Here is a 25237-nt window from a genome sequence, read left to right on the forward strand (position 1 = left end):
GGATTGATCCCGCGTCGTGGAGTGCCCCCGCTGCACCACAGTCAATTCCCGCACTCCGACGTGGTTGGCCGCGCGTGGAGCGGGCAGCCGCGGCGGTAGCGTCGCGGACTGGGATCTGCGTTCTCCTCGGCGCGGCATCAGGCGCTCCACCCTGCGGCCTGGCGAGCGGCCAAGTCGGCGTACGTGCGGTCCTGATCGTTCCAGTCCTTCACCGCACGGGAGACGAGCAGGTTCGTCTTTCGCTTGTAGGTCAGATACCGCATGGTCGATTCGGGACGGCGATGCCCGAGGAGCCGCATGACGGTCAGGAACGGGTTACGGGACACGTGATCCGCCGCGTAGGCGTGCGGGCGGCCGGTGCGGCGCTGTTGTTCCTCGTCCTGGTCGCGGACCAACTCGGTCAGTTGCTCCAGCATGTATACGGCGAAGGTATGGCGAAGATCATGGATGCGGACCTGCCCCGGCATCTCCAGCGGCAGGTTGTGTTCGGTTGCGATCCGCACCGCTCTCGCGTGTGCGCCGGCGAAGATCTGCTCCCAGCGTTGGCTGCTGATCATCCGTCCGTTGCGACCGACGAACAGAGCCATCGATTCCAGCCCGTGATCGCCCTCGACGACCGTGATCCGCCGCAGTGGCGCCTTCATCGCCTTGATCCTGTACGTGCGTCGCCGGCCGTCCTGGATGCCGCTGACCTTCATCGCGCGCGTGTCGATGTCATCGACCACGAACAGCTCATCGCGCTGCTGGTGCAGGTTCTTTGCGGCCTTGCGAAGGAAACCGGCCCGCTCGGTCCGTCGGTACCAGTCCAGTTCGCGCAGCGTGGCGTCCTGGATCTCGGTGGTTCTGGGAAGGCCGAACTTCGCGATCGCCTGCAGTTCGACTTTCTTGGTCGAGCCGTCCCGGCGAGGGGAGCCGACTTCGATGTCGAGCAACGCGCTGAACTCTCGCAGCCGCAGGCCTGTCGTGATGGAGAGATTCCCGCCGCAGCTGTCCCGCAGAGCATGACCGGAGCGGAAGGTGGGATCAGCCGTGCCGTCGGGTAGCAGCCCACGCAGGCCGACCCGGTCGAGGAACCACCACTGCTCAAACGTCAGATGGCGTACATCGAGTTCGCTGGTCGGTCCCCAGTTGAGGATGTCGCGGCCGTTCTTCTTGCGATAGTACGGGCGCCGGTCGAGGAGCCGGGCTTCATCGACGGCCCAGTCGTAGAACCTGTTGATCGTGGCCCTGCGGCGCTTCCAGGTAGCCGGCGCCATCGGCTCGTCGCGGTACTCGATGCAGTAATCGCGGTAGGCGATCAGATCGTCCTCGGTGGCAGACAGCAGGTCGGCCGGGGGATCAAGGCGTGCGAGGAAGTCGTCCAGGTCGAGGAAGTCGTAGGTGTAGTCCCGCAGCGACTTGGCCTCAAGGGTCTTGGCGAGTTCGTAGAAGAACGAGCAGTGCGGCTCCAGCGGTCGCATGTCCGCGCCGAGGAAGAAGGGAGTGCCGTCCTTGAGAGCCCTGCTCCGGCTCGTGTACGTGGCCCCGTCCAGGGCCACCCCGGGTACTGCCTGGTAGTGGCGACGTGCGGTGGTGTGTGAAGTGAAGAAGTAGTCCATGGCTCTCCCTGAGACAACGAGGTGACCATGTGGCTAACGACTCTCCAGCGAAAAGGTAGCTGCTGGGTCGATGTCCTTGAGACATCTGGGGATACTTTGCCTAACCGCCGGGCAGCGCCCAGCCCTCCCGGTAGTTCGGTTCGACGAGCAGGACCCGGCCCCGCCCGTCCCTGAGCAGAGTGGCGGCCGCCGCCAGCACACGGGGGAGACCTGCGATGTACGTGGCGTAGTCAGAGGTGGTCACAGACGCAGCGTAGGCGGCGCACCCGTGGTTTCGGACAGCCATGGGCAGATCAGGGGTGGTCCGGATAGGGTCGGGGCGGCGCGACTGCCTGTTCGAAAGCAAAGGGATACAAGGTGACGGACGGAGCAGTGATGGAGACCCCCCACGTGCTCGTGGCGGCGGACAAGTTCAAGGGCTCGCTCACGGCCGTACAGGTCGCGGAGCGGGTGACGGCCGGGCTTCGGCGTGTCGTCCCCGGGGTGCGGGTCGAGACCCTGCCCGTCGCGGACGGCGGCGACGGCACGGTCGCGGCGGCGGTGGCCGCCGGATTCGAGCGCCGTGAGGCGCGGGTGACCGGGCCGCTCGGGACGCCGGTCACCGCGGCGTACGCGGTGCGCGACAGCACCGCCGTGGTCGAGATGGCCGAGGCCTCGGGGCTCCAACATCTTCCCGCGGGGGAGTTCGCCCCGCTCACGGCGACCACGTACGGCTCCGGCGAGCTGCTGGCCGCCGCGCTCGACGCGGGCGCCCGGACCATCGTGTTCGGGGTCGGCGGCAGTGCCACGACGGACGGCGGCGCGGGCATGCTCGCCGCCCTCGGGGCACGCTTCCTGGACCGGGACGGCAAGCCCGTCGGCCCGGGCGGCGGCGCACTCGCCGGCCTCGCCGAGGCCGACCTGTCGGGGCTCGACCCCCGGCTCGCCGGCATCGACCTGATCCTGGCCAGCGACGTGGACAACCCGCTGACCGGCCCGAAGGGCGCACCCGAGATCTACGGGCGGCAGAAGGGCGCCACCGAGGACGACATCGCGGTCCTCGACGCGGCGCTCGTCCACTACGCGTCCGTCCTGGGACCCGAGACGGCCGGGCTGCCCGGAGCAGGCGCGGCCGGCGGCATCGGCTACGGGGCGCTCGTCGCCCTGGGCGCACGCTTCCGGCCGGGCATCGAGGTCATGCTCGACGTCCTGGGCTTCGCCCCCGCACTGGCCCGCGCGACGCTCGTCGTCACCGGTGAGGGCTCGCTCGACGAGCAGACCCTCCACGGCAAGGCCCCGGCCGGTGTCGCCGCCGCGGCGCGCGCCGCCGGTGTGGAGGCCGTCGCCGTGTGCGGCCGCCTCGCCCTCCCGGCGGACGCCCTGGAGAAGGCGGGCATCAGCCGGGCCTACGCCCTGTCGGAGCTGGAGCCCGACCCGGCCGTCAGCATGGCGCAGGCCGGCCCCCTGCTGGAACGCGCGGCCGAGGCGATCGCCCGCGACTTCCTGTCCTGACACGGTCCCGTGAGGGGGTGCCCGGCCGGGCACCCCCTCACGGCGTGCCCCCTCCGGTGAGGGGCCCTGACGGCTGCGGTGCCGTCAGCCTCAACGCGTCCAGCGCCAGCATCATCTCGACCAGCTCGCGCGGCCGCGACAGCGACCGCGAGGTCAGCCGCTCCAGCCGGCGCAGGCGGTTGAGCACCGTGTTGCGGTGGCAGTACAGCCGCCCCGCGGCCCGCCCCGCCGACCCCCCGCACTCCAGCCACGCCTCCAGCGTGCGCACCAGCAGCGTCCGGTCCGCCGGGTCCAGCGCCAGCAGCGGGCCGAGGACCTCCGCGACCAGCCGGGCCGACAGCTCCGGCTGGCTCGCCACGAGCGCCGTGGACAGCCGCTCCTCCAGCCGTACGATCTCCGTCGTGCCCGGCGGGCAGGTCAGCAGAGCCGTCTCCGCCAGTCGGTGCGCCGTCCCCAGGCCCGCCAGACCGTCCGCCACCGGGCCGATTCCGCCGGGGCCCGGACACCAGCGCACCAGCAGCCCCGAGAGCACCGAAGGATCCCGGTCCCCCAGGGCGACGACGACGACCTCGCGGTCCGCCCGCCTCCTGCGGAGGAAGCGCAGACCGTCCGCCTCCATGGCCACCCCCGCCTGCCCGCCCGGCCGCAGCACCGCCACCGCGTAACGGCCCCGCTCCGGCAGACCCAGACAGTGTGCCGCGCGCGCCGCGAGGTCCGGCTCCGCCCGGTCCTCCAGCAGGGCGTCGAGCAGTGCCCGGCCCCGCTCGTCACCGCGCCGCCGCATGTCCTCGCTCCGTTCCGCAGCCCAGCCGCTCATGGCTGGTGAGGATGTCACCGGCCACGCCGGGGACGAGCGCGCATCACCTCCCTCTGTGCGCCCGCACAACGGGGCCCGTCGAAGACTGGTCACCCGCAGCGATTGCGCCCCGGGCCGTGGACGCGCGCTCCGCCCGCTGCTGGTCTGTGGCACCACAACGACCAGTCGGAAGGAGGAGGACGCATGGCAACGCTCGAGATCCGCGAACTGTCCGTGGGCTATGGCCCGGTACGGGCCCTGCGCGACGTCTCCGTCGACGTGCCGGCCGGCGCGATCACCGCTGTACTCGGTGGCAACGGCGCCGGCAAGACCACGCTGCTGCGGGCCGTGTCGCGGACCCTCGGCTTCCACCGCGGGACGGGCACGGGCACCATCCGCTTCGACGGCCGCCCCCTGGACGGGCTCCGCCCCGCCCAGGTGGTGGCGGCGGGAGTGATCCAGGTGCCGGAAGGGCGGCAGGTGTTCGCCCGGATGACGGTGGCGGACAATCTGCGGGCGGGTGCCCTCGGGGCACGCGGCGGGCGCAAGGCCGCTGCCGCCGCCCTCCAGCGCGTGAACGAACTCTTCCCGGTGCTCGCCCAGCGCACGCACCAGCGCGCCGGTCTGCTCTCCGGAGGCGAACAGCAGATGCTGGCGATGGGCCGCGCCCTGATGGCCGCGCCCCGCCTGCTCCTGCTCGACGAGCCGTCCCTCGGCCTCGCACCGCTCATGGCGGCGAAGATCGCCGAGACGATCCAGGAGATCAACGCGGGCGGTACCTCGGTCATGCTCGTCGAGCAGAACGCGGCCATCGCGCTGCGGCTCGCCTCCACCGCGTACGTCCTGGACGTCGGCGAGGTCGCACTCGACGGGCCGGCCGACGAGCTGGCCGCATCCGACGAGGTACGCCGCCGCTATCTCGGCGTCGTCGACGAGGACGCCGCCGAGGACGCCGCACAGGCGGAAGGCGTCACCCGTGCCCTGAGCAGGTGGTCCGCGTGACGACCGCCCCGGCCTCCCTCTCCGTGCGCGACGTGACCGTGCGCTTCGCCGGACTCACCGCCCTCGACGCGGTGTCCTTCACCGTCGAACCCGGCAGCGTGCACGCCGTCATCGGGCCCAACGGCGCGGGCAAGTCCACCACGTTCAACGTGCTCTCCGGGGTCTACCGCGCCACGTCCGGCAGCGTGCACCTGGGGTCCACCGAACTCACCGGGCTCTCCCCGCACCGGATCGCCGACCTCGGCGTGGCCCGCACCTTCCAGAACCTGGCCCTGCCGCCGCACGCAACCGTCGCCGAGAGCCTCATGCTCGGCCGCCACCGGCTCACCCGCGCCGGGTTCGTGGCCTCCGGGCTGCGCCTGCCCTCCGCGACCCGCGAGGCACAGCGCCATCTCGAACGCGTCCGGGAGATCGCCGAGTTCATCGGACTGGACAAGGAACTCGACTTCCCGGCAGCGGCCCTCCCGTACGGCAAGCAGAAGCTCGTCGAGCTGGGCCGCGCCCTGTGCATGGAGCCCGAGGTCCTGCTCCTGGACGAACCCATCGCGGGCATGACGGCCGACGAGCGCCGCCGCACCGCGGCCGTCGTCGCCGGCGTACGCGACAGCCTCGGCATCTCGATCGTCATGGTCGAACACGACATGGGGGTGGTGATGCGGCTCGCGGACGCGGTGACCGTACTCGACTTCGGACGCAGGATCGCGGGTGGTACGCCCGCCGAGGTCCAGAACGACCCGGCCGTCGTGCAGGCCTACCTGGGGGCACAGGAATGACCACCTTCATCGAACTCCTCCTCGGCGGCCTGTCCATCGGCTCGGTCTACGCACTGATCGCCCTGGGCTTCGTCGTCATCTTCAAGGCGACCGAGGTCGTCAACTTCGCCCACGCCTCGCTGCTCCTGGCGGGCGGCTACGTCACCGCCGTCCTCCACGACGACATCGGCTTCTGGCCGGCCCTCGGCGTCGGGATCGCGGGGGCGGCGGTCGTCGGCTCCGCGGTCGAGTTCTTCGTGATGCGCCGCTACCGGGGCAGCGACCAGAGCGTGCTGGCCATCGTCACCATCGGCGTCGACATCCTCCTCACCACCGAACTCGTCCGGCGCATGGGGACGGACGTCATGTCGCTCGGCGACCCGTGGGGCGACGACGTCGTCACCATCGGGGGCGTGACCCTCGCCGAGACCCGCATCGCGGCGTTCCTCGTCGCGGGGCTGCTCATCACCGTGTTCCTGCTCGCCTTCCGCTTCACCTCGTGGGGTGTCTCCATGCGGGCCGCGGCCGAGAATCCGCAGACCGCGGCGCTGATGGGCATCCGGCTCGGCAGGGTATCCCTCTCCGCCTGGGCGGTCGCCGGGGCACTCGCCGCCGTCGCCGCGCTCTTCCTCACGGTGTTCCCGACCCCCGGCCTGGAGCGGGCCACCTCACTCGCCGCGCTCAAGGCGTTCCCCGCCGCGATCCTCGGCGGCCTCGACTCCACGACCGGGGCGCTCGTCGGAGGGCTCCTCGTCGGAGTCACCGAATCACTCGCCACGGGCTACCAGAGCGACCTCTCCTTCCTCGGACGCGGCATCGGCGATCTCGCGCCCTACCTGGTGATGGTGGTCGTCCTGCTGGTCCGGCCGGCGGGACTCTTCGGTACGAAGGAGCTGTCCCGTGTCTGAAGCCACCAAGGACGTCACCGCGCCCGCCCCCACCGCCGCCGCGCCCGCCACCGGGGCGCCGCTCACCGGCCGGCTGCGCCGCCCCGCTCCCTACCTCTGGCTGGCAGGATCGGTCCTGCTCCTGCTGTTCCCGTTCTACCTGGACCGGTTCTGGCTCCAGGCCGGACTGTTCGCGATGGCCGCCGCGATCGGGGCCATCGGGCTCAACCTCCTCACCGGCTCCACCGGCCAGCTCTCCATGGGGCACGCCTTCTTCCTCGCGGTGGGCGCGTACGGCTACTGCATCCTGGCAGGGGAGAGCAGCACGGAGAACGGGCACAGCATCACCGGCCTCGGCCTTCCCACCTGGCTCGCGGCCATCCTGGCCGTGCTCCTCGCAGGCGCGGCGGGAGGGCTCTTCAGCCCCATCGCGGGGCGGCTGAGCGGAGCGTACCTCGGGATCGCCACGCTCGCGCTGATCTTCATCGGCCAGCACGTGCTCTTCAACGCGGAGTCGCTCACGGGCGGCTTCAACGGCCGCCCGGTGCCGCCGCTCTCGCTCTTCGGATTCACCTTCGACGACGCCGAGGTGGTCGTCGCCGCAGTGCCCTTCCAGTCGTCCGAGAAGCTCTGGTACCTGGGCCTCGGAGCCCTTCTGGTCAGCGGGCTCTTCGCCCGCGGAGTGCTGCGCGGCCGGCCCGGCCGCGCGCTCAACGCCATCAGGGACCACCGGATCGCCGCCGGCGTGATGGGTGTGCCGGTGGCCCGCTACCGGGCCGGTGTCTTCGTCCTGTCCTCCATGTACGCGGGCCTCGCGGGCGTCCTGCTCGCGCTGGTCTTCCAGCGGACCGTGCCCGAGTACTTCGGCATGGTCCTGTCCCTCGAATACCTCGCCATGATCGTCATCGGCGGGCTGGGCAGCGTCGCGGGAGCCGTCATCGGCGCCGCGTTCGTGTCGCTGCTCCCTCAGGTGCTCACCCACTACAGCGACTCCCTCCCCCTGGTGTCCGCCCCCGGTACGGGCGGCATCGCACCCGGGGAGGCGTCCCGCTATCTGTACGGCGCCGCGGTCGTCGCGGTCGTCCTGTTCCTGCCCGGCGGCATTGCGCGTCTGAAGACTCCAGGGGAGAAGAAGAAATGAAGCTACGTGTTGTCGGAGCCGTCGTAGCGGCTCTCACCCTCACCCTCGCGGGATGCAGCGAGAAGGCGAAGTCGTCGGACGACGGCGCCGCCGACAAGAACGGGGTGAAGGCCGGGGAGGGGGTCACCGACTCCAAGATCACCCTCGGGGCCCTCACCGACATGACCGGGGTCTACGCCTCGCTGGGCAAGAGCGTCACCCAGGCCCAGCAGCTCTGGGTGGAGGAGACCAACAAGGCCGGAGGCATCTGTGACCGGCAGATCGAACTGACCGTCCGCGACCACGCGTACGACCCGCAGAAGGCCATCGGCGCCTACACCGAGCTGGAACCGAACGTCCTGGGCTTCACCCAGTTCATAGGCTCCCCGTTCGTCGCCGCGGTCGAGTCGCGCATCGACGGCCAGGACAAGGGCATCGTCCTGCCGCAGGCCTGGTCGGCGAACCTCGTCGGGTCCAAGTACGTGCGCGTCATCGGCGCCACGTACGACGTCGAGACGATCAACCTGATCGACTTCCTCCTGGACGAGAAGCGCATCGCCAAGGGTGACAAGATCGGTCACGTCTACTTCGAGGGCGACTACGGCGAGAACGCCCTGGCCGGCTCGAAGCACGCGGCCGAGGAAGCGGGCCTGACCGTCGTCGAGCAGAAGATCAAGCCGACCGACAACGACATGACCGCCCAGGTCTCCGCGCTGAAGCAGGCCGGTGTGAAGGCGATCGTCATCAGCGCCGGACCGCGCCAGGCCGCCTCGCTGGTGGGCGTGGCCGCGGCCACGGGCTTCGACGTCCCGGTGGTCGGCAACAACTCGGCGTACGCCCCGCAGCTCCTGGCCACCCAGGCGGGCGCGGCGCTGCAGAAGGACTACTACATCGGCTCCTCCACCCTGCCCATCGGTGACCCGGCCGAGGGCCCGGCGAAGCTCGCCAAGGCCTACGCGGCCAAGTACCCGAAGGACGGACTCGACAACGGCGTCATCGCCGGATACAACGCGGCGACGGTCTTCGGCGAGGCGCTGAAGGCGGCCTGCGAGTCGAAGGACCTCACCCGCGAGGGTGTCGACAAGGCCCTGCTCACCATCAAGGACTTCGGCGCGGACTTCGGGATCTCGCACGACTTCACCGACCCGGCGGCGCCCTCCACCAAGGAGACCGTCATCATGAAGCCGGACGCCAAGGCCCCCGGCGGCCTCAAGGTGGTCCGCCCGGCCGAGGTGGCCCCGGCCGCCGAGTCCTTCTCGCTCAAGCCCTGATCCTCCCGCACGCTGACGGGTCCGGCCGTGATGGCCGGGCCCGTCGTCGTGGGTGCGTGATCAGCTGGTGTAGGCCTCCACCTCCGACAACTGGCCCGCGGGCCAGCCGGTGTTCGCGGTGAACGTCAGCCGAAGGTACCGGACGGGTGTCCCGCTGAGCGTCACCGTCGCGGTGTTGCCGCTCGACGGGTTGAAGGTGTATCCCGCCGGTGCCTTCATGGTGCCGTACGCGGAGTTGTCGGTGCTGCCCGTGACACCGACCGTCTGCGTGCGCGTCGCCCAGGCGGCTGCCGGAGGAAGCTTCAGCACCAGCCGCTTGACCGCCTTGGCGGCACCGAGGTCCACGGTGACGGACTGCGGGAAGGCGTTGTTACGGCTCTCCCAGTAGCTGTTGGCGTTGCCGTCGACCGCGTTGCCCGCGCCGTACACGTCGGCGTGGCTCGTCCCGGTGATGGGGCGGCCCTGGGCGAGGTTGCCCGTCTCCTCGGGCGGGTCGGTCGGGTCCGGAGGATCGGTGGGCCCGCCGGACCCGCCGGGAACACCGCCGTTGGTCCACACCGGGGCGGGCCACACCCCCGTGCAGGCGGGCGGGTTCGCGTACCAGCCCGAGTTGCCGGTGCCCTGGGTGATCTGGAAGCCGCTTCCGACACAGTTGTGGATCGGGTTGGACTGGGCGATGTGCGTGGCGACGACCTTGTTGAACGAGGCCGTGCCCGGTGCCTGGATCTGCAGGGCGTACGTGCCGGCACCGTCGATCTTGATGTTGTCGAAGTGCAGCCCGTTGCTCGCGCCCTCGATCAGGTGGATCGCGGCGTAGGAACTGTCCAGGATCTCGCTGTCCGTGATGTTGATCGTGGCGTTGTCGATGGGTTCGTTGAGCCCGCTGAACCAGATCGCGCCGACGCCGAACTGCCAGTTGAAGTCGTTGTTCCCGGTCCGGATCAGAGTGTTGCGTGCCGCGGTGTGCGTACCCGAGACGGCCGTTCCCTGACCCGAGTTGACGCCCGGGTAGCGGTTGGCGATGTGGAGCCCGCCGCCGTTGGTGACGGTGTCCGACATGACGTTGTCGGAGATGGTGATGTCCTTGCCGCCGTACGTGACGATGTTGTTCGCGAGGATCGGCAGGATCACCGTGTTGAACGTGAACTTGTTCTTCACGTTCGGGACGTTCTCCGCCCACATGGCCAGTCCGTCGTCACCGGTGTTGCGGACGAAGGTGTTGGTCACCGTGGAGTTGGTGACGCCGTAGTGGAAGTTCACGCCGTCGGCGGTCTGGTCCAGGATGCGGCTGTTCTTGATGGTGAGGTCGTCCATGGGGCCGTCCATCCAGGCGCCGCACTTGGTGTGCTGCATCCAGACGTTGTCGACGACCGAGTGGGACATGGCGCCGCCGATGGCGTTGACCTGGTCGTTGTCCACCCGCTCACGGATGTCGCCCATGATGGCGAAGTCTTTGAGCGTGACGTTGCTGCTGCCGCCCTGTGCCGCGTACTTCCCGTAGACGCCCACCGCCTTGCTGCGGTCGGTGGGGTGACGGCCGGTCAGCACGCTGTACCAGGGGCCGGCGCCGCGCAGGGTCACCTTGTCGACGACGATGTGGTCCTGGACCTTGAAGGTGCCCTGCGGGATGTACACCTCCTTGCCCTGGGTGCGCCCGGCGTCGACCGCGGCCTGGATCTTCGCCGTGGAGTCGGCCCCGCCCGTCGGGTCGGCGCCGAAGTCGCTCACCACGTCCAGGGCGCCCGATGGCTTGCCGACCGGGGCGCCGACCTGCTCGAAGTCCGCCAGGTCGATGGTGAACGACGGTGAGGCGGCCGTCGAGGTCACCTGGAGCCGGATCTTCGTCCCGGCGGCCAGGGTGGACCCGAACATGGTCCGCGTCTCGTCGTAGAAGTGGTGCGGGTTGGTGTCGCCCGGGCTGTTGTTGAAGGGGTAACCCCCGTAGTACCAGCCGTACTTCGACGTCACGGGCACGCTCTTGAGCGAGCTGCCGTTGACCCGGAGGTCGAGAGAGGCGTCCCGGCCCGTCCCGGCCGCGTTGTCCGGCAGCGAGTAGCGGAAGGTCATCGCGTTGGCGGGGGCGGTGAGCGTGAACTCGACGTACTCACCGGCGGCGTCGAGCGTGACGGCCTGCCTGCCCGACGCCTCGGACGGCAGGGTGCCGTAGAGGCGGTTCGGTCCGATCAGCGTGCCGTTGGTGGCGGCGTACTCGGCCTCCTGCTCCTTGAACGGGACAGTGGCCCCCCGCCCGGATATCCCGACGGGCGAAGGGGCGGGGACCGCGGCGGCCTGCGCGGAGGGAGCGCCTGCCAGTACGAACGCCGCGGCGGTTCCGGCCGCGGTGAGTGCGAGGGAGAGGGACGCGGACAGGGAGCGTCCGAGGAGTCGTGGTCCAGGCGGTGGTGGGGTCACGTGTGGGTCGTCCTTGCGGCTCGATGGGCTCTGCGGACGCCCCACAGGCTAGGAGCACGCCAATAAAGAAGTCCACGGTGCTGCGCAAAATTTCGTCTTCTTCACTCAAATAAATGACTCAAGTGCGGGAATAGCGAGCGGTCGCGGCGGGCATACGTCTTCAAGAAGTGAAGATTGTCATGTCCATTGACAGCCGTTCCGTGGTCCTGGCTTCATATGGGCAACGGTATGGGAGCGCTCCCATCCAGGCTGACCGCCTCACCCCCATGAAAGGCGACAACGGATGAAGCCACGGACGAGAGAACGACTGGGCAGGGCGCTGGCCGCCGCCGTCACCGCTACCGCCCTGCTGATGACGGCGTCCGGGCCGGTCGCCGCGCAGCCGGCGCCGGACGGCCCCGCGTCCCGGCAGTCGGCTGTGACGCCCGCGGCGGGCGCCGGCACCGACTGGCTGCACACCGAGGGCAACCGGATCGTCGACGAGCAGGGCAACCGGGTCTGGCTCACCGGCGTCAACTGGTTCGGCTTCAACGCGACCGAGAGGGTCTTCCACGGGCTCTGGTCGGCCAACCTGGACACGGTCACCCGTCAGATGGCGGAGCGCGGCATCAACATCGTCCGTGTGCCCATCTCCACCCAGCTCCTGCTGGAGTGGAAGAACGGCCAGGCCGCGACCTCCAGCGCCGTCAACACCTGGGCCAACCCCGAACTCGAGGGCAAGACGACCCTGGGCGTCTTCGACGCCTTCCTCGGCGTGGCCGAGAAGTACGGCATCAAGGTCATGCTGGACGTGCACAGCGCCGAGGCCGACAACTCGGGCCATGTCCACCCGGTCTGGTGGAAGGGCTCGATCACCCCGGAGCAGTTCTACACCGCCTGGGAGTGGGTGACCGCGCGCTACCGGAGCAACGACACGCTCGTGGCGATGGACGTCAAGAACGAGCCGCACGGCAAGCAGTCCGACAGTCCCCGCGCCAAGTGGGACGGCTCCACGGACCAGGACAACTTCAAGTACGCCTGCGAGACCGCGGGAAAGCGGATCCTCGCGGTCAACCCCCGTCTCCTCGTCCTGTGCGAAGGCATCGAGATCTACCCCAAGGACGGCACGAACTGGTCGTCCACCACGGCGACCGACTACCACGGCATGTGGTGGGGCGGGAATCTGCGCGGGGCCAAGGACCATCCGGTCGATCTCGGCTCCCAGCAGGACCAACTGGTCTACTCCCCGCACGACTACGGGCCGCTGGTCTACCAGCAGCCCTGGTTCCAGGGGGAGTGGGACCGTACGACACTGGAGCGCGACGTCTGGGACCCCAACTGGCTCTACCTGCACAAGGACGGCACCGCGCCGCTGTTCATCGGTGAGTGGGGCGGCCACCTCGACAACGGCCCCAACCAGAAGTGGATGACCGCCCTGCGGGATCTGATCGTGGAGAACGGCATCCACCAGACCTTCTGGTGCCTCAACCCCAACTCCGGTGACACCGGTGGTCTGCTGGGCTACGACTGGGCCACCTGGGACGAGGCGAAGTACGCGGTGCTCAAGCCCGCGCTCTGGCAGTCGGGCGGGAAGTTCGTCAGCCTCGACCACGAGGTCAGGCTGGGCGGCGCGGCCAGTACGACCGGCATCAGCCTGAGCGATCTCTACGGAGGCTGAACCCCGCGCAGACCCTTGCGCCACACCCCCGAACGTCCTGGGGTGCCGATGAGTCCCACCGCCTCGGCACCTCAGGGCCCTCCACCTTCCGGAAGGCGGTACGACAGGCCGTCAGCCGTCAGCCGTCAGCCGTCAGCCGTCAGCCGTCGGTCCGCAGGGCGTTGATCAGGAGCAGGGCGATGTCGTCGGTGCCGGGCGTGGCCCGTTTCGCGTATCGCACGAGTGTGTCGGCGACCGACTCCATGTCCTGGTCCAGGGCGAGGGCGAAGTGCGCGGCCAGCTCGGCGGTGGCGTCGTCGAAGGCCACCCCCGGAGCCTCCACCAGCCCGTCGGTGAACAGGGCGAGTGCCGAGCCGGGGAGGAGCGGGACGTCCGTCGTGGGGTACCGCGACGCCGGATCGATGCCGAGGAGGAGGCCGGGCGGCAGATCGAGGACCTCGGTCTGCCCGTCCGGCTGCCGCAGCAGCGGCGGGGGATGCCCGGCCGTAGCCATGCGCGCGCTGTGTCCGGCGAGGTCGAAGTGGACGTAGAGGCAGCTGGTGAACAGGCCGGGGTCGAGGTCGGTGAGCAGACGGTTGCAGCGGGCCAGGACCTCGTCGGGCGGTGCGCCCGCGGAGGCGTGCACGGCGGTGCGGACCTGGCCCATGAGCGCGGCGGCGTTCTCGTTGTGGCCCTGTACGTCGCCGATGGCCGCGGCGGCCGTGGTGTCGTCGAGCCGGATCAGGTCGTAGAAGTCCCCGCCGATGCCCATGCCCCGGGTCGACGGGATGTAGCGGGCCGCTACATCCAGGCCGGCGATCGCGGGCAGCGTCTGCGGCAGGAGGTGGGCCTGCAGACTGTGCGCGAGACGGTCCTTGGCGTCGTAGAGGCGGGCGCGGTCCAGCGCCTGGGCGAGCAGCCCCGCGATCGAGGTCAGCAGGGCGCGTTCCTCGGGTTCGAAGGGATGCGGCCGGTCGTAGGCGAGGACCAGCGAGCCGACCGGGCGCCCGGAGACGATCAGCGGGAGGAAGGCGCAGGCGGCGACGGCGTTGCGGAGACCCGCCGAGGGATAGGCGCGCTCCAGCTCGGTGAAGGTGGGGTAGAACTCGGGGATGCCGGTGGTCAGCACGTGTGCGGCAGGGGTGGCCGAGCTCAGTGGGGCGCCGTCGAAACGGTCCATGAGCCCCGGGTGGCTCCCGCGTCGGCCGTCGACCCGCAGCCGTCCCTCCACCGACGTCATCACGACGAGCGTCTGGATACGGAACGCCGGCATCACCTGGTCGCCGGCCAGGTCGATCACGTCCTGGGTGCCCACCGCCTCGGTGAGCGTCGCCGCCAGATGCATCAGGTGGTAGAGCGCGGTGGCCCGGCTGGGCACGTCCGTGACCGGCGCCAGCCGGTCCGGCGGGGTCTCGGCGGGGCGGGGCCGCGTGGTGGGCAGGATGCGCACGCTGATCCCGGTGGCGTTCGGGAACAGGTGGAAGGCCAGCCACCGGTCAGGCGGCCGTGCCGCGGTGAACGACGTCTGCTGACGGCCGATGACGGCGGCCCGGTAGTGGTCCTCGACGGAAGGGTTGTTCAGCCAGGGGAGCGACGTCCAGGGCAGGGTGCCCAGTATCTCCTCGGCCGGGACCCCCAGGAGGTCCGCGGCGGCGTCGTTGAGGTAGGTGACCCTTCCGTCGAGTGCCAGCGCGCAGCTCCCGCCGGGCAGCCGCTGGAGGAATTCCGCCGCGGCAGCGGCCTCCGAGGGCTCCGGCCGGGGTGGCTCCGGGGGGAGCAGCACGCGAGGCTGGCTGCCCGGGCGGACCGGGTAACCGCTGCTTTCGGCCTGCCGCAGCAGCATGCCGATGCCGTGGCATCCGCCGACCATGGCGGCGCGCTCCTCGGGCGACAGCTCCGAGGAGTGGGAGCCGGGCCACATCAGGACGAGCCCGCCCTGGGCGCCGGAGCCGGTGCCGGTCCGGATGGGGGCGGCGCCCAGCGCGAACTGGTACGGCAGGACGAGTGCGGGGCGGGGGTAGCGGCGGGCGAGTTCCTCCTGGCTGCCGAGCCAGATCAGGCACCCCAGGCGGACGGCGTCGGCCACCGGTATCGGGGCCGACAGCGGCACCCGGGTCCAGGGAGCCGCCAGCTGGCCGGGAACCCCGGCCAGCACGGCCAGGTGCAGCGCGGCGTCGTGTTCCGAGCGCAGGTACAGCATCGCCACGGACGCGCCGGTCACACGCACGACGTGGGCCACGGCGCTGTCCAGCAGCTCCGTGCCCGAACCCGTCGCGGCGACCGACGCTGCTTCGTCCTGCACGCTCTCCAGCGTCCCTCGTGACACGTGGCCGCGCACCCGCACGGCCGCGCACCCCGCACGGCCGCGCACCCCGCACACGCACGGCCGACGCCGCCGGCGCGGACCGTGCGGGGTGCGCCCAGCCGGTCCGCCCCCGCACGTACGAGGGCCCGGATGCTGGGGAGCATCCGGGCCCTCGTACGTGTGCGGTGCGGTGTTACGGGAGCTGAGCCGCCCGTGCCTCGCGCCGGTTGTCGCGGAAGGTGTTCACCCGCCGTGCCGTGGCGAAGAGCGGGATCACCGCCCCCAGGACGACCTGGAGCGCACAGCCGGTCTGCAGGAGCAGCTGTCCGCCGGGGGCGTCGAACGCCCATGCGGCGAGGAGCCCCATCGCGGCCACGATCCAGCTGAGCATCGCCACCGCGAGGACACCCCGCGGCTTCGGGTACTCGACCCGGCTGACCATGAGCCACGCCACTCCGATGATCGCGAGCAGCGTCGGCACGAAGGGCAGCTCCAGGAGCACGATCGAGACGACCGTGAGTGCTCCGAAGGGGCTCGGCATGCCCTGGAACATGCCGTCCTTCAAGGTCACGCACGAGAAGCGCGCAAGCCTGAGCACCACCGCCAGCAGCACCACGATCGCCGCGAGCGCCGACACCCGCTGGTGTGCGTCGTCCGCGACCATGCCGTAGACCAGCACGAAGTACGCCGGCGCCAGGCCGAAGCTGATGAGGTCGGAGAGGTTGTCCAGCTCCGCACCCATCGGCGAGGAACGCAGCTTGCGCGCCACGAGGCCGTCGAAGAGGTCGAACACCGCCGCCATGAGCATGAGGATCACCGCGGTGGCAGCGGAGTGACGGGCCATGCCCGACTCGTCACTGCCGGTGAGGTGCGGAATGAGGATGCCCGTGGTGGTGAAGTACACGGCCATGAAACCGCACGTGGCGTTACCGAGGGTGAGGGTGTCCGCTATCGACAGCCGCATCGAGAGCGGCATGTCCTCGGCGTCGTCTTCCTCGTCGGCCTCCGGCACCCATCCGGCCTGCGTCTCAGGATCAACTACGGTCAATTCGAGTCACCCCCGCGGTGGTGGCCTGGCCGACCTCGACCGCGACATCGACACCTTCCGGAAGGTAGATGTCCACGCGCGAGCCGAAGCGGATCAGACCGATGCGTTCGCCCTGCTCCACCTTCGTGCCCTGCGGGATGTAGGGCACGATCCGACGGGCGACCGCTCCCGCGATCTGCACCATCTCGATGTCGCCGAGCTCGGTGTCGAAGTGCCAGACAACGCGCTCGTTGTTCTCGCTCTCCTTGTTGAACGCCGGGACGAACCCGCCCGCGATGTGCTCGACCGAGGTCACGGTGCCGGCCAGCGGGGCCCGGTTGACGTGAACATTCAGCGGGCTCATGAAGATCGCGACACGGGTGCGCCCGTCCTTCCACGGCATGATGCTCTGCACCACGCCGTCGGCCGGCGAGATGACGCGACCCTGGGTGATCTCGCGCTCGGGGTCGCGGAAGAACCAGAGCATGCCCGCCGCGAGCGCGGTGGTGGGCACGGCCACGGCGGCCCAGCGTCCGGACCTACGGGCCCGGGCGAGGCTGAGTGCCGCGGTGGCGACGGTCGGGAGGAGCCACGGCGATGCTCCACGGGCGAGGCGGACCCCGCCGCGCGTTGCAGGGATTTGGCTGTCGGGCATGGATGACCTTCGTAGCGGATGATGCCGCGCTGGCAACGGGGGGACGGCGGCTTTCCGGCGATGCTATCGGGTGCGAGCGGCAACTGGGCAAGCCAGCAGCCGAGTCGGACAGCTGAAAGGCTCCCGACGGAGATGACCGGGTGTGATGTTCTTCGCCACCAAATCACCTCGTAAGGGACATTTCAGCCCTGGAACCGGTACTCCTCGAGCAACCGGCGACCGATGATCATTTTCTGGATCTCGGCGGTACCTTCACCGATCAGCAGCATCGGAGCCTCACGGTAGAGGCGCTCGATCTCGTACTCCTTGGAGAAGCCGTAGCCGCCGTGGATACGGAAGGCGTCCTCGACGACTTCCTTGCAGTACTCGGAGGCGAGGTACTTCGCCATCCCTGCCTCCAGGTCGTTCCGCTCCCCGGAGTCCTTTTTGCGCGCTGCGTTCACCATCATCGCATGCGCCGCTTCGACCTTGGTGGCCATTTCGGCCAGTTTGAACTGGATCGCCTGGTGCTGGGCGATCGGTTTGCCGAAGGTCTGGCGCTGCTGGGCGTACGAAACGCCCAGTTCGAACGCACGTTGTGCGACACCGCAGCCACGTGCGGCGACATTCACCCGCCCGACCTCGACACCGTCCATCATTTGGTAAAAACCTCGGCCTGTCGTGCCGCCCAGCACACGATTGGCCGGAATGCGCAGTCCGTCCATGATGAGCTCGGTCGTGTCGACGCCCTTGTAGCCCATCTTGTCGATCTTCCCCGGGATCGTGAGACCGGGACGGACCTCGCCGAATCCCGCCTCCTTCTCCACGAGGAAAGTCGTCATCGACTTGTGCGCGGCCGTTCCCTCGGGGTGTCCTTCGTCACTCCTGCAGAGAACGGCGACCAGGGTCGACGTGCCGCCGTTCGTCAGCCACATCTTCTGGCCGTTGAGGATGTACTCGTCACCCTCCCGTACGCCCTTGGACGTGATCGCGGAGACGTCGGAACCCAGCGCCGGCTCCGACATCGAGAACGCGCCCCGCACCTCGCCCAGTGCCATCCGGGGCAGGAACGTGTCCTTCTGCTCCTGCGTGCCGTGCTGCTTGAGCATGTAGGCCACGATGAAGTGCGTGTTGATGATCCCCGACACGCTCATCCAGCCCCGGGCGATCTCCTCGACGCAGAGCGCGTAGGTGAGGAGCGACTCGCCCAGACCGCCGTACTCCTCCGGGATCATCAGCCCGAACAGGCCGAGCTCCTTGAGCCCTTCGACGATCTCCGTCGGATATTCGTCGCGGTGCTCCAGCTGGGTCGCGACAGGAATGATCTCCTTGTCGACGAAATCCCGGACCGTGGAGAGAATTTCCTGCTGGACATCCGTCAGACCGGCGGTCTGCGCGAGTCGGCTCATGGCTACTTCTCCGCGTTCTTGCTCGACGGGGACACGATCTCCGGGCGGCCGGGCTGCTCCCCGCCGCGCTCCTTGATGTACGTCTCTGTGGGCACCATCACCTTGCGGCGGAACACGCAGACGAGGGTGCCGTCCTGCTTGTAGCCCTTCGTCTCCACGTACACGATGCCGCGGTCGCTCTTCGACCTCGACGGCGTCTTGTCGAGCACGGTCGTCTCGCCGTAGATCGTGTCGCCGTGGAAGGTCGGCGCGACGTGCTTCAGCGACTCCACCTCCAGGTTGGCGATCGCCTTTCCGGAGACGTCCGGCACCGACATGCCGAGCAGCAGCGAGTAGATGTAGTTGCCCACGACGACGTTCTTCTTGAAGTCCGTCGTCTTCTCGGCGTAATTGCTGTCCATGTGCAGCGGGTGGTGATTCATGGTCAGCAGGCAGAAGAGGTGGTCGTCGTACTCGGTGACCGTCTTTCCGGGCCAGTGCTTGTAGACAGCACCGACCTCGAACTCCTCATAGGTGCGTCCGAACTGCATGTCTAGGCCTCCGGGGCTTCGAACTTGGAGGTGCGCCGCATGCCGGCCGCGCGGCCCTTGCCCGCGATGACCAGGGCCATCTTGCGGCTGGCCTCGTCGATCATCTCGTCGCCGAGCATCGCCGAGCCCTTCTTGCCGCCCTCCTCCGAGGTGCACCAGTCGTACGCGTCGAGGATGAGCTCGGCGTGGTCGTAGTCCTCCTGGGAGGGCGAGAAGACCTCGTTCGCGGCGTCGACCTGGCCGGGGTGCAGCACCCACTTGCCGTCGAAGCCCAGCGCCGCCGCACGCCCCGCGACCTCGCGGTAGGCGTCCACGTCACGGATCTGGAGGAACGGTCCGTCGATCGCCTGCAGGTCGTGCGTGCGGGCCGCCATGAGGATGCGCATCAGGATGTAGTGGTACGCGTCCGCCGGGTAGCCGGGCGGCTGCTGGCCGACGACGAGGGTCTTCATGTTGATCGAGGCCATGAAGTCGGCCGGGCCGAAGATGAGGGTCTCCAGGCGGGGCGAGGCGGCGGCGATGTCGTCGATGTTCACCAGGCCCTTGGCGTTCTCGATCTGCGCCTCGATGCCGATCCTGCCGACCTCGAAGCCCATCGTCTTCTCGATCTGCGTCAGCAGCAGGTCCAGCGCGACGACCTGCTGCGCGTCCTGGACCTTCGGCAGCATGATGCAGTCGAGGTTCGGGCCGGCGCCCTCGACGACCGTGATGACGTCGCGGTACGTCCAGTGCGTCGTCCAGTCGTTCACCCGCACGACCCGGGTCTTGCCCGTCCAGTCGCCGTTGTTGAGCGCGTCGACGATGTGGTGCCGGGCTCCCTCCTTGGCGAGGGGCGCGCACGCGTCCTCCAGGTCCAGGAACACCTGGTCGGCCGGGAGGCCCTGGGCCTTCTCCAGGAACCGCGGGTTCGATCCGGGTACGGCCAGGCACGAGCGCCGCGGGCGCAGACGGTTCACGGGTGACGGGCTGGGCGTGGTCATGCGGGGACCTCCAGAGGGTCGAGCTTGTTCGCTTTCCGGATCTCGTCGACGATACGGCCGATGATCTCGGTGATGCCGAAGTCCTTCGGGGTGAAGACGGCGGCGACGCCGGCTTCGATGAGGGCGCGCGCGTCGGCCCCCGGGATGATGCCGCCGGCGATCACCGGGATGTCCGGCGCACCGGCCTCGCGCAGCCGGTTCAGCACGTCGGGCACCAGTTCGGCGTGCGAACCGGAGAGGATGGACAGGCCGACGCAGTGCACGTCCTCGGCCAGCGCCGCGTCCGTGATCTGCTCGGGCGTCAGCCTGATGCCCTGGTAGACCACCTCGAAACCGGCGTCCCTGGCGCGTACGGCGATCTGTTCCGCCCCGTTGGAGTGCCCGTCCAGGCCGGGCTTGCCGACCAGCAGCCTCAGCCGTCCCACCCCCAGGTCCTGGGCGGTGCGGGAGACCTTCTCACGGACCGCGGCGAGAGGGGTGCCGGGCTCGGCGGTGACCGCCACCGGTGCGGACGAGACGCCCGTCGGCGCCCGGAACTCACCGAAGACGTCGCGCAGGGCCCAGGCCCACTCGCCGGTGGTGACGCCCGCCCGGGCGCACTCGACGGTCACCTCCATCATGTTCGCGGTGCCCGCCGCGGCCTTCTTCAGCGCCGTCAGTGCCTCGGTGGCACGGGCCTCGTCACGGTTGTCGCGCCACTCGTGCAGCGCGGTGACGACCCGGGCCTCGTTCTCGGGGTCCACCGTCATGATCGCCGCGTCCAGATCGGCGGTCAGCGGGTTGGGCTCCGTCGTCCCGTAGATGTTGACACCGACGATCTTCTCCTCGCCGGCCTCGATCCGGGCCCGCCGCGCGGCGTGCGAGGAGACGAGCTCCGACTTGAGGTAGCCCGACTCGACGGCGGCCATCGCGCCGCCCATCTGCTGGATGCGGTCGATCTCGGCCAGTGAGTCGGTGACCAGCTCCTCGACCTTGGCCTCGATGACGTGCGAACCGGCGAAGATGTCCTCGTACTCCAGCAGGTCGCTCTCGTGTGCCAGCACCTGCTGGATGCGGAGCGACCACTGCTGGTCCCACGGACGCGGCAGCCCCAGCGCCTCGTTCCAGGCGGGCAGTTGCACGGCACGGGCGCGCGCGTCCTTGGAGAGCGTGACGGCAAGCATCTCCAGCACGATGCGCTGGACGTTGTTCTCCGGCTGCGCCTCGGTGAGCCCCAGCGAGTTGACCTGCACGCCGTAGCGGAAGCGGCGCTGCTTGGGGTTCGCGATGCCGTACCGCTCGCGCGTCACCTGGTCCCAGATGCGGCCGAAGGCGCGCATCTTGCACATCTCCTCGATGAAGCGGACCCCCGCGTTCACGAAGAAGGAGATGCGGGCGACGACGTCACCGAACCGCTCCTCGGGCACCTGACCCGAGTCACGCACGGCGTCGAGCACCGCGATGGCCGTCGACATGGCGTACGCGATCTCCTGGACCGGAGTGGCCCCCGCCTCCTGCAGGTGGTAGCTGCAGATGTTGATCGGGTTCCACTTCGGGATGCGGTTGACCGTGTAGGTGATCATGTCGGTCGTCAGCCGCAGCGAAGGGCCGGGCGGGAAGACGTGCGTCCCCCGCGACAGGTACTCCTTCACGATGTCGTTCTGCGTCGTGCCCTGGAGCCTGTCGGGATCCGCCCCCTGCTCCTCGGCGACCACCTGGTAGAGCGCCAGCAGCCACATCGCGGTGGCGTTGATCGTCATCGAGGTGTTCATCTGCTCCAGGGGGATGTCCTGGAACAGACGCCGCATGTCACCGAGGTGCGAGACGGGCACGCCGACCCGGCCCACCTCGCCGCGGGCGAGGACGTGGTCCGGGTCGTAGCCGGTCTGCGTGGGCAGATCGAAGGCGACCGAGAGACCTGTCTGGCCCTTGGCGAGGTTGCGCCGGTACAGCTCGTTGGACGCCTCGGCCGTCGAGTGACCGGCGTACGTCCGCATGAGCCACGGACGGTCCTTCTGACGTTCGGTCATGGTGGACCTCAGACGTTGCGGAAGCGGTTGATGGCGTCGATGTGCTGCTCGCGAAGCTCCGTGTCCCGCACGCCCAGGCCCTCGCGGGGCGCCAGCGCGAGCACGCCGACCTTGCCCTGGTGGAGGTTGCGGTGCACGTCGTAGGCGGCCTGGCCGGTGTCCTCCAGGGAGTAGACCTTGGAGAGCGTCGGGTGGATCTTGCCCTTGGCGATCAGGCGGTTGGCCTCCCAGGCCTCGCGGTAGTTGGCGAAGTGGGAGCCGATGATCCGCTTGAGCGACATCCACAGGTAGCGGTTGTCGTACTCGTGGTTGTAGCCCGAGGTCGAGGCGCAGGTGACGATGGTGCCGCCCTTGCGGGTGACGTACACGCTCGCGCCGAAGGTCTCGCGGCCCGGGTGCTCGAAGACGATGTCGACGTCCTCGCCGCCGGTGAGCTCACGGATGCGCTTGCCGAAGCGCTTCCACTCGCGCGGGTCCTGGTTGTGCTCGTCCTTCCAGAACCTGAAGCCCTCGGCGTTGCGGTCGATGATCGCGTTCGCGCCCATCTTCCGGCAGATCTCCGCCTTCTGGTCGCTGGAGACGACACAGATGGGGTTGGCACCGCCGGCCAGTGCGAACTGCGTGGCGTAGGAGCCGAGTCCGCCGCTCGCGCCCCAGATCAGCACGTTGTCGCCCTGCTTCATGCCGGCGCCGTTGCGCGAGACGAGCTGGCGGTACGCCGTGGAGTTGACCAGGCCCGGGGACGCGGCCTCCTCCCAGCTGAGGTGCTTCGGCTTCGGCATCAGCTGGTTGGACTTGACGAGCGCGACCTCTGCCAGGCCGCCGAAGTTGGTCTCGAAGCCCCAGATGCGCTGCTCGGGGTCGAGCATCGTGTCGTTGTGGCCGTCGGAGGACTCCAGCTCGACCGAGAGGCAGTGCGCGACGACCTCGTCGCCCGGGTTCCAGGCGTTGACGCCCGGTCCGGTGCGCAGGACGACACCCGCCAGGTCGGATCCGATGACGTGGTACGGCAGGTCGTGGCGCTTGCTGAGATCGCTGAGCTTCCCGTAGCGCTCCAGGAAGCCGAAGGTCGAGACCGGCTCGAAGATCGAGGTCCAGACGGAGTTGTAGTTCACCGAGCTGGCCATGACCGCGACCAGGGCCTCGCCCGGACCGAGCTCGGGAACCGGCACGTCCTCCACGTGGAGGGACTTGCGCGGGTCCTTGTCGCGGCTGGCGACCCCGGCGAACATCTCCGCCTCGTCCTTGTGCACGGTCACCGCGCGGTACGACTCGGGGATGGACAGCGCCGCGAAGTCCGCGGCCGTGCTGTCCTGCGATTGGATCGCGTCCAGGATTTCCTTCACGGTGATGCCTCCGGCAGATCGGTTTTCCGGCGTCGAGGGAACGTCGGAGGTCCCCTGTGGGCAGGGGGGTGGTGCGGTGTGGAGGTGTGCCGTCGGTTCGGCGGGTGGTGCTCTGTGCCTGCTCGGTGGAGCAGAAGGGTTTGCCTGTGACGCAGGCGCCCGGGCGCGCTGACACGTGGTCTGCGGGGACAGCCGGCGTAGATGAGATCTCTGCACGCCGGCCGCCCGGACGCCTTCAACGTATGGCACTGCGTGACAGGTGGCAAGGCACCCAGTGCCAACAATTTCTCTCAGTTGTCATCTCGTAGGCACGCATGAGCAACATCATGGGCCGTATGTCGCGTTGGTCCCTCTTTTGTGGCGGCTACGGCGCGGTGCGGTACACGTACGGCGTCGTCGTGCTCAGCGCCGTGAAGCCGAGCCGCCGCAGGATCGGGGCCGACTGATCCGTCGCGTCGACCTGGAGGAAGCGGTAGCCGCGCTCGGCGGCGACGCGGGCGCGGTGGGCGATCAGGGCCCGGTAGATGCCCCTGCCGCGCCACCCGGGCGCCGTACCGCCGCCCCAGAGGCCTGCGAAGTCGGTGCCGGGGTGGAGCACCATCCGGGCCGAGCTCACGGGCTCGCCGTCCGCGAGGACCACGACCGCGAGGAAGGTGTCGTCGGTCAGGCGGGCCAGGGTCTGATGGCGCAGCCGTGAACCGTCGGTGCCGAAGGCCAGCTCGTGGGCCCGGACCATCAGCTCCACCCCCGCCGCGTCGGACACCGTATGCGCTTCCGTGTCGGCCGGGAGTCCCGCTGTGGTCGGCAGCCCGGCGACCGGGGCGACGAACAGGGTCTCCGGTTCCTCCGCCGCGAAACCGGCGGCCAGGAGCCTCCTTCCCAGATCGGCGGGCCGGTCATGGGAGTACAGCTTCCACTCGAACTCCGCGTGCCCGAGGGAGGTGTAGTGCTCCACCTGCGCGGCGATCGCCGCTTCGGCCCGCGCGGGACCGAGGTCCGGAGCCGTCCAGACGACCCCGTTCCAGTCGTCGGTGGAGCCGACCTGGCGGACGACGTCGAAATTGCGCTCGACCCGTACGCCGGGACCTTCGGGGCGGGCGTGTTCGCGCATCTCGTGGTCGAAGAGGGCCAGCATCTCGTCAGAGTCCATGCGCGCATCCGAGCACGGACGCCACCGCCCCGACCACCGGGTTTCCCGCCGCCGGTGCGTCGACCCGGCCGTACGGGGCAGACGGAAGTGATCTTGGTGTGGTCAGAGGAACAGGGGTGGGTACGCGATGGGCATACGGACGCGCAGAGGCGCCAGGAAGGGCCGTCGGGCCGTGTTCGACGTGCGGCGGACGGCGTTCGGTTTCGCGCTCCTCGCCGTGCTCGTCTGCGGCGTGGGGCTCGCGGTGCGCATGGCGCTGGAGAGCGCGGGACGGCATCCGGTGGTCGCCGCCCTCTCGGCCGCGGGGCTGGTTCTCGCCGTCGCGGTGCTCCTGCGTGAGCGCCGCAGCCGCAGGGCGGCGGGCCGGGCGGCCGAGGCGGCCGTCGAGACCGCGTACGAGGTCGTGGAGGCGACCCTGGAGGAGCTGCCGGCGCCCGACGGCCTCCCGGACCCCGAGCCGTCGCGGCCCGTCGACTACGCGGCCATGGATCCGTACGACTTCGAGGAGGCCGTGGCCGGGCTCTGCCGGCGCGACGGCTGTGCGGACGCCGAGGTCGTCGGGGGCGCCGGCGACCTCGGCGCGGACGTGGTGGCCACCACCCCGGACGGGCACCGTCTGATCGTGCAGTGCAAGAGGTACACGAGCGACAACAAGGTCGGCTCCCAGGACCTCCAGCGCTTCGGCGGCACCTGCTACGCCGTCCACGGGGCCGAGGTGGCCCTCGTCGTCACCACCGGGGAGTTCACCGAACCGGCCCTCGAGTACGCCGAACAGTGCGGCATCCTCTGCGTCGGTCTCGACGAGCTCACGGCGTGGAGCGAGGGCTCCGTGCCACCGCCCTGGTACGCGGGTGCGGACGTGCGGCCCGCCGAGGGCTGAGA

At 69.6% G+C, this 25237-nt stretch carries 20 protein-coding genes and 1 pseudogene; 8 read left to right on the top strand and 13 right to left on the bottom strand.

Annotated elements, in window-relative coordinates; all coding sequences use genetic code 11:
* Window positions 1-137 precede the first annotated feature (137 nt).
* Both B9S57_RS05945 and B9S57_RS05950 read right to left on the bottom strand, forming a co-directional pair.
* The gene (locus B9S57_RS05945) at window positions 138-1538 is read right to left on the bottom strand and encodes a site-specific integrase (RefSeq protein WP_258036240.1); all 1401 of its coding nucleotides are present in this window, start codon (window positions 1536-1538) and stop codon (window positions 138-140) included.
* 163 nt (window positions 1539-1701) lie between these two features.
* A pseudogene (locus tag B9S57_RS05950) lies at window positions 1702-1842 on the bottom strand (NUDIX hydrolase); the annotation flags it as partial.
* Between the two features lie 131 nt (window positions 1843-1973).
* On the opposite strand from B9S57_RS05950, the gene B9S57_RS05955 reads away from it, so the two are divergent.
* Entirely contained in the window at window positions 1974-3089 is a 1116-nt protein-coding gene (locus B9S57_RS05955) for a glycerate kinase (protein WP_103514465.1), read from the top strand.
* A gap of 37 nt (window positions 3090-3126) precedes the next feature.
* Here the strand turns inward: B9S57_RS05955 and B9S57_RS05960 are convergent, their stop codons facing one another.
* Window positions 3127-3906 (bottom strand): helix-turn-helix domain-containing protein, encoded by a 780-nt coding sequence (locus tag B9S57_RS05960; protein ID WP_308457382.1) that lies wholly within the window; start codon window positions 3904-3906, stop codon window positions 3127-3129.
* Between the two features lie 183 nt (window positions 3907-4089).
* On the opposite strand from B9S57_RS05960, the gene B9S57_RS05965 reads away from it, so the two are divergent.
* From B9S57_RS05965 to B9S57_RS05985, 5 genes are read left to right on the top strand one after another with little or no spacing between them, the layout of a single operon-like run.
* Window positions 4090-4887: an ABC transporter ATP-binding protein gene (locus tag B9S57_RS05965; protein ID WP_103514467.1), complete on the top strand. Its 798-nt coding sequence runs from the start codon at window positions 4090-4092 to the stop codon at window positions 4885-4887.
* Window positions 4875-5660, top strand: a complete 786-nt coding sequence (locus B9S57_RS05970; RefSeq protein WP_103514468.1) for an ABC transporter ATP-binding protein — start codon at window positions 4875-4877, stop codon at window positions 5658-5660. Before B9S57_RS05965 ends, B9S57_RS05970 begins: the two co-directional genes overlap by 13 nt.
* Window positions 5657-6547: a branched-chain amino acid ABC transporter permease gene (locus tag B9S57_RS05975; RefSeq protein ID WP_103514469.1), complete on the top strand. Its 891-nt coding sequence runs from the start codon at window positions 5657-5659 to the stop codon at window positions 6545-6547. Before B9S57_RS05970 ends, B9S57_RS05975 begins: the two co-directional genes overlap by 4 nt.
* The gene (locus tag B9S57_RS05980) at window positions 6540-7667 is read left to right on the top strand and encodes a branched-chain amino acid ABC transporter permease (RefSeq protein WP_103514470.1); all 1128 of its coding nucleotides are present in this window, start codon (window positions 6540-6542) and stop codon (window positions 7665-7667) included. The genes B9S57_RS05975 and B9S57_RS05980 overlap by 8 nt, the downstream gene beginning before the upstream one ends.
* A complete protein-coding gene (locus tag B9S57_RS05985; RefSeq protein ID WP_103514471.1) occupies window positions 7664-8917 on the top strand; it encodes an ABC transporter substrate-binding protein in 1254 nt (417 codons plus the stop codon). Before B9S57_RS05980 ends, B9S57_RS05985 begins: the two co-directional genes overlap by 4 nt.
* A gap of 60 nt (window positions 8918-8977) precedes the next feature.
* Here the strand turns inward: B9S57_RS05985 and B9S57_RS05990 are convergent, their stop codons facing one another.
* Window positions 8978-11329: a discoidin domain-containing protein gene (locus B9S57_RS05990; RefSeq protein WP_103514472.1), complete on the bottom strand. Its 2352-nt coding sequence runs from the start codon at window positions 11327-11329 to the stop codon at window positions 8978-8980.
* Window positions 11330-11612: 283 nt separating this feature from the next.
* Between B9S57_RS05990 and B9S57_RS05995 the strand changes: the two genes are divergently transcribed.
* Window positions 11613-12986 carry a glycoside hydrolase family 5 protein gene (locus B9S57_RS05995; protein WP_103514473.1) on the top strand — a complete coding sequence of 458 codons (1374 nt, stop codon included), beginning with the start codon at window positions 11613-11615 and terminating at the stop codon, window positions 12984-12986.
* 139 nt (window positions 12987-13125) lie between these two features.
* Here the strand turns inward: B9S57_RS05995 and B9S57_RS06000 are convergent, their stop codons facing one another.
* The 9 genes from B9S57_RS06000 to B9S57_RS06040 all read right to left on the bottom strand — a co-directional run bounded on the left by B9S57_RS06000 (window position 13126) and on the right by B9S57_RS06040 (window position 24355).
* Window positions 13126-15267 carry a SpoIIE family protein phosphatase gene (locus B9S57_RS06000; RefSeq protein ID WP_103514474.1) on the bottom strand — a complete coding sequence of 714 codons (2142 nt, stop codon included), beginning with the start codon at window positions 15265-15267 and terminating at the stop codon, window positions 13126-13128.
* Between the two features lie 196 nt (window positions 15268-15463).
* Window positions 15464-16282 (bottom strand): CDP-diacylglycerol--serine O-phosphatidyltransferase, encoded by an 819-nt coding sequence (gene pssA, locus B9S57_RS06005; RefSeq protein WP_181011249.1) that lies wholly within the window; start codon window positions 16280-16282, stop codon window positions 15464-15466.
* A gap of 22 nt (window positions 16283-16304) precedes the next feature.
* Window positions 16305-16952, bottom strand: coding sequence for a phosphatidylserine decarboxylase (locus B9S57_RS06010; protein ID WP_103514476.1), 648 nt, complete (start codon window positions 16950-16952; stop codon window positions 16305-16307).
* A gap of 182 nt (window positions 16953-17134) precedes the next feature.
* On the bottom strand, window positions 17135-18340 hold the full coding sequence (locus B9S57_RS06015) for an acyl-CoA dehydrogenase family protein (RefSeq protein WP_103514477.1): 1206 nt from the start codon (window positions 18338-18340) through the stop codon (window positions 17135-17137).
* Between the two features lie 2 nt (window positions 18341-18342).
* The gene (locus B9S57_RS06020) at window positions 18343-18870 is read right to left on the bottom strand and encodes a MaoC family dehydratase (RefSeq protein ID WP_103514478.1); all 528 of its coding nucleotides are present in this window, start codon (window positions 18868-18870) and stop codon (window positions 18343-18345) included.
* Window positions 18871-18872: 2 nt separating this feature from the next.
* Window positions 18873-19850, bottom strand: coding sequence for a CoA ester lyase (locus B9S57_RS06025; RefSeq protein ID WP_103514479.1), 978 nt, complete (start codon window positions 19848-19850; stop codon window positions 18873-18875).
* The gene (locus B9S57_RS06030; protein ID WP_103514480.1) at window positions 19847-21859 is read right to left on the bottom strand and encodes a protein meaA; all 2013 of its coding nucleotides are present in this window, start codon (window positions 21857-21859) and stop codon (window positions 19847-19849) included. Before B9S57_RS06030 ends, B9S57_RS06025 begins: the two co-directional genes overlap by 4 nt.
* An 8-nt stretch (window positions 21860-21867) precedes the next feature.
* On the bottom strand, window positions 21868-23205 hold the full coding sequence (gene ccrA / locus B9S57_RS06035; RefSeq protein WP_181011244.1) for a crotonyl-CoA carboxylase/reductase: 1338 nt from the start codon (window positions 23203-23205) through the stop codon (window positions 21868-21870).
* A gap of 364 nt (window positions 23206-23569) precedes the next feature.
* Window positions 23570-24355 (bottom strand): GNAT family N-acetyltransferase, encoded by a 786-nt coding sequence (locus B9S57_RS06040; protein WP_103514481.1) that lies wholly within the window; start codon window positions 24353-24355, stop codon window positions 23570-23572.
* A gap of 127 nt (window positions 24356-24482) precedes the next feature.
* Here B9S57_RS06040 and B9S57_RS06045 point away from each other — a divergent pair, with 127 nt between their 5' ends.
* Window positions 24483-25235 (top strand): restriction endonuclease, encoded by a 753-nt coding sequence (locus tag B9S57_RS06045; protein ID WP_103514482.1) that lies wholly within the window; start codon window positions 24483-24485, stop codon window positions 25233-25235.
* The last annotated feature ends 2 nt before the right edge of the window (window positions 25236-25237 follow it).

Source organism: Streptomyces sp. SM10 (assembly GCF_002910915.1).
Lineage (GTDB): Bacteria > Actinomycetota > Actinomycetes > Streptomycetales > Streptomycetaceae > Streptomyces.

What these genes read in the sequence shown, in the direction of transcription:
- B9S57_RS05955 (WP_103514465.1), top strand. Translation starts at nt 1,974, where the DNA reads ATGGAGACCCCCCACGTGCTCGTGGCGGCGGACAAGTTCAAGGGCTCG.
- B9S57_RS05960 (WP_308457382.1), bottom strand. Translation starts at nt 3,906, where the DNA reads ATGAGCGGCTGGGCTGCGGAACGGAGCGAGGACATGCGGCGGCGCGGT.
- B9S57_RS05965 (WP_103514467.1), top strand. Translation starts at nt 4,090, where the DNA reads ATGGCAACGCTCGAGATCCGCGAACTGTCCGTGGGCTATGGCCCGGTA.
- B9S57_RS05975 (WP_103514469.1), top strand. Translation starts at nt 5,657, where the DNA reads ATGACCACCTTCATCGAACTCCTCCTCGGCGGCCTGTCCATCGGCTCG.
- B9S57_RS05985 (WP_103514471.1), top strand. Translation starts at nt 7,664, where the DNA reads ATGAAGCTACGTGTTGTCGGAGCCGTCGTAGCGGCTCTCACCCTCACC.
- B9S57_RS05995 (WP_103514473.1), top strand. Translation starts at nt 11,613, where the DNA reads ATGAAGCCACGGACGAGAGAACGACTGGGCAGGGCGCTGGCCGCCGCC.
- B9S57_RS06010 (WP_103514476.1), bottom strand. Translation starts at nt 16,952, where the DNA reads ATGCCCGACAGCCAAATCCCTGCAACGCGCGGCGGGGTCCGCCTCGCC.
- B9S57_RS06015 (WP_103514477.1), bottom strand. Translation starts at nt 18,340, where the DNA reads ATGAGCCGACTCGCGCAGACCGCCGGTCTGACGGATGTCCAGCAGGAA.
- B9S57_RS06020 (WP_103514478.1), bottom strand. Translation starts at nt 18,870, where the DNA reads ATGCAGTTCGGACGCACCTATGAGGAGTTCGAGGTCGGTGCTGTCTAC.
- B9S57_RS06025 (WP_103514479.1), bottom strand. Translation starts at nt 19,850, where the DNA reads ATGACCACGCCCAGCCCGTCACCCGTGAACCGTCTGCGCCCGCGGCGC.
- B9S57_RS06030 (WP_103514480.1), bottom strand. Translation starts at nt 21,859, where the DNA reads ATGACCGAACGTCAGAAGGACCGTCCGTGGCTCATGCGGACGTACGCC.
- B9S57_RS06040 (WP_103514481.1), bottom strand. Translation starts at nt 24,355, where the DNA reads ATGGACTCTGACGAGATGCTGGCCCTCTTCGACCACGAGATGCGCGAA.
- B9S57_RS06045 (WP_103514482.1), top strand. Translation starts at nt 24,483, where the DNA reads ATGGGCATACGGACGCGCAGAGGCGCCAGGAAGGGCCGTCGGGCCGTG.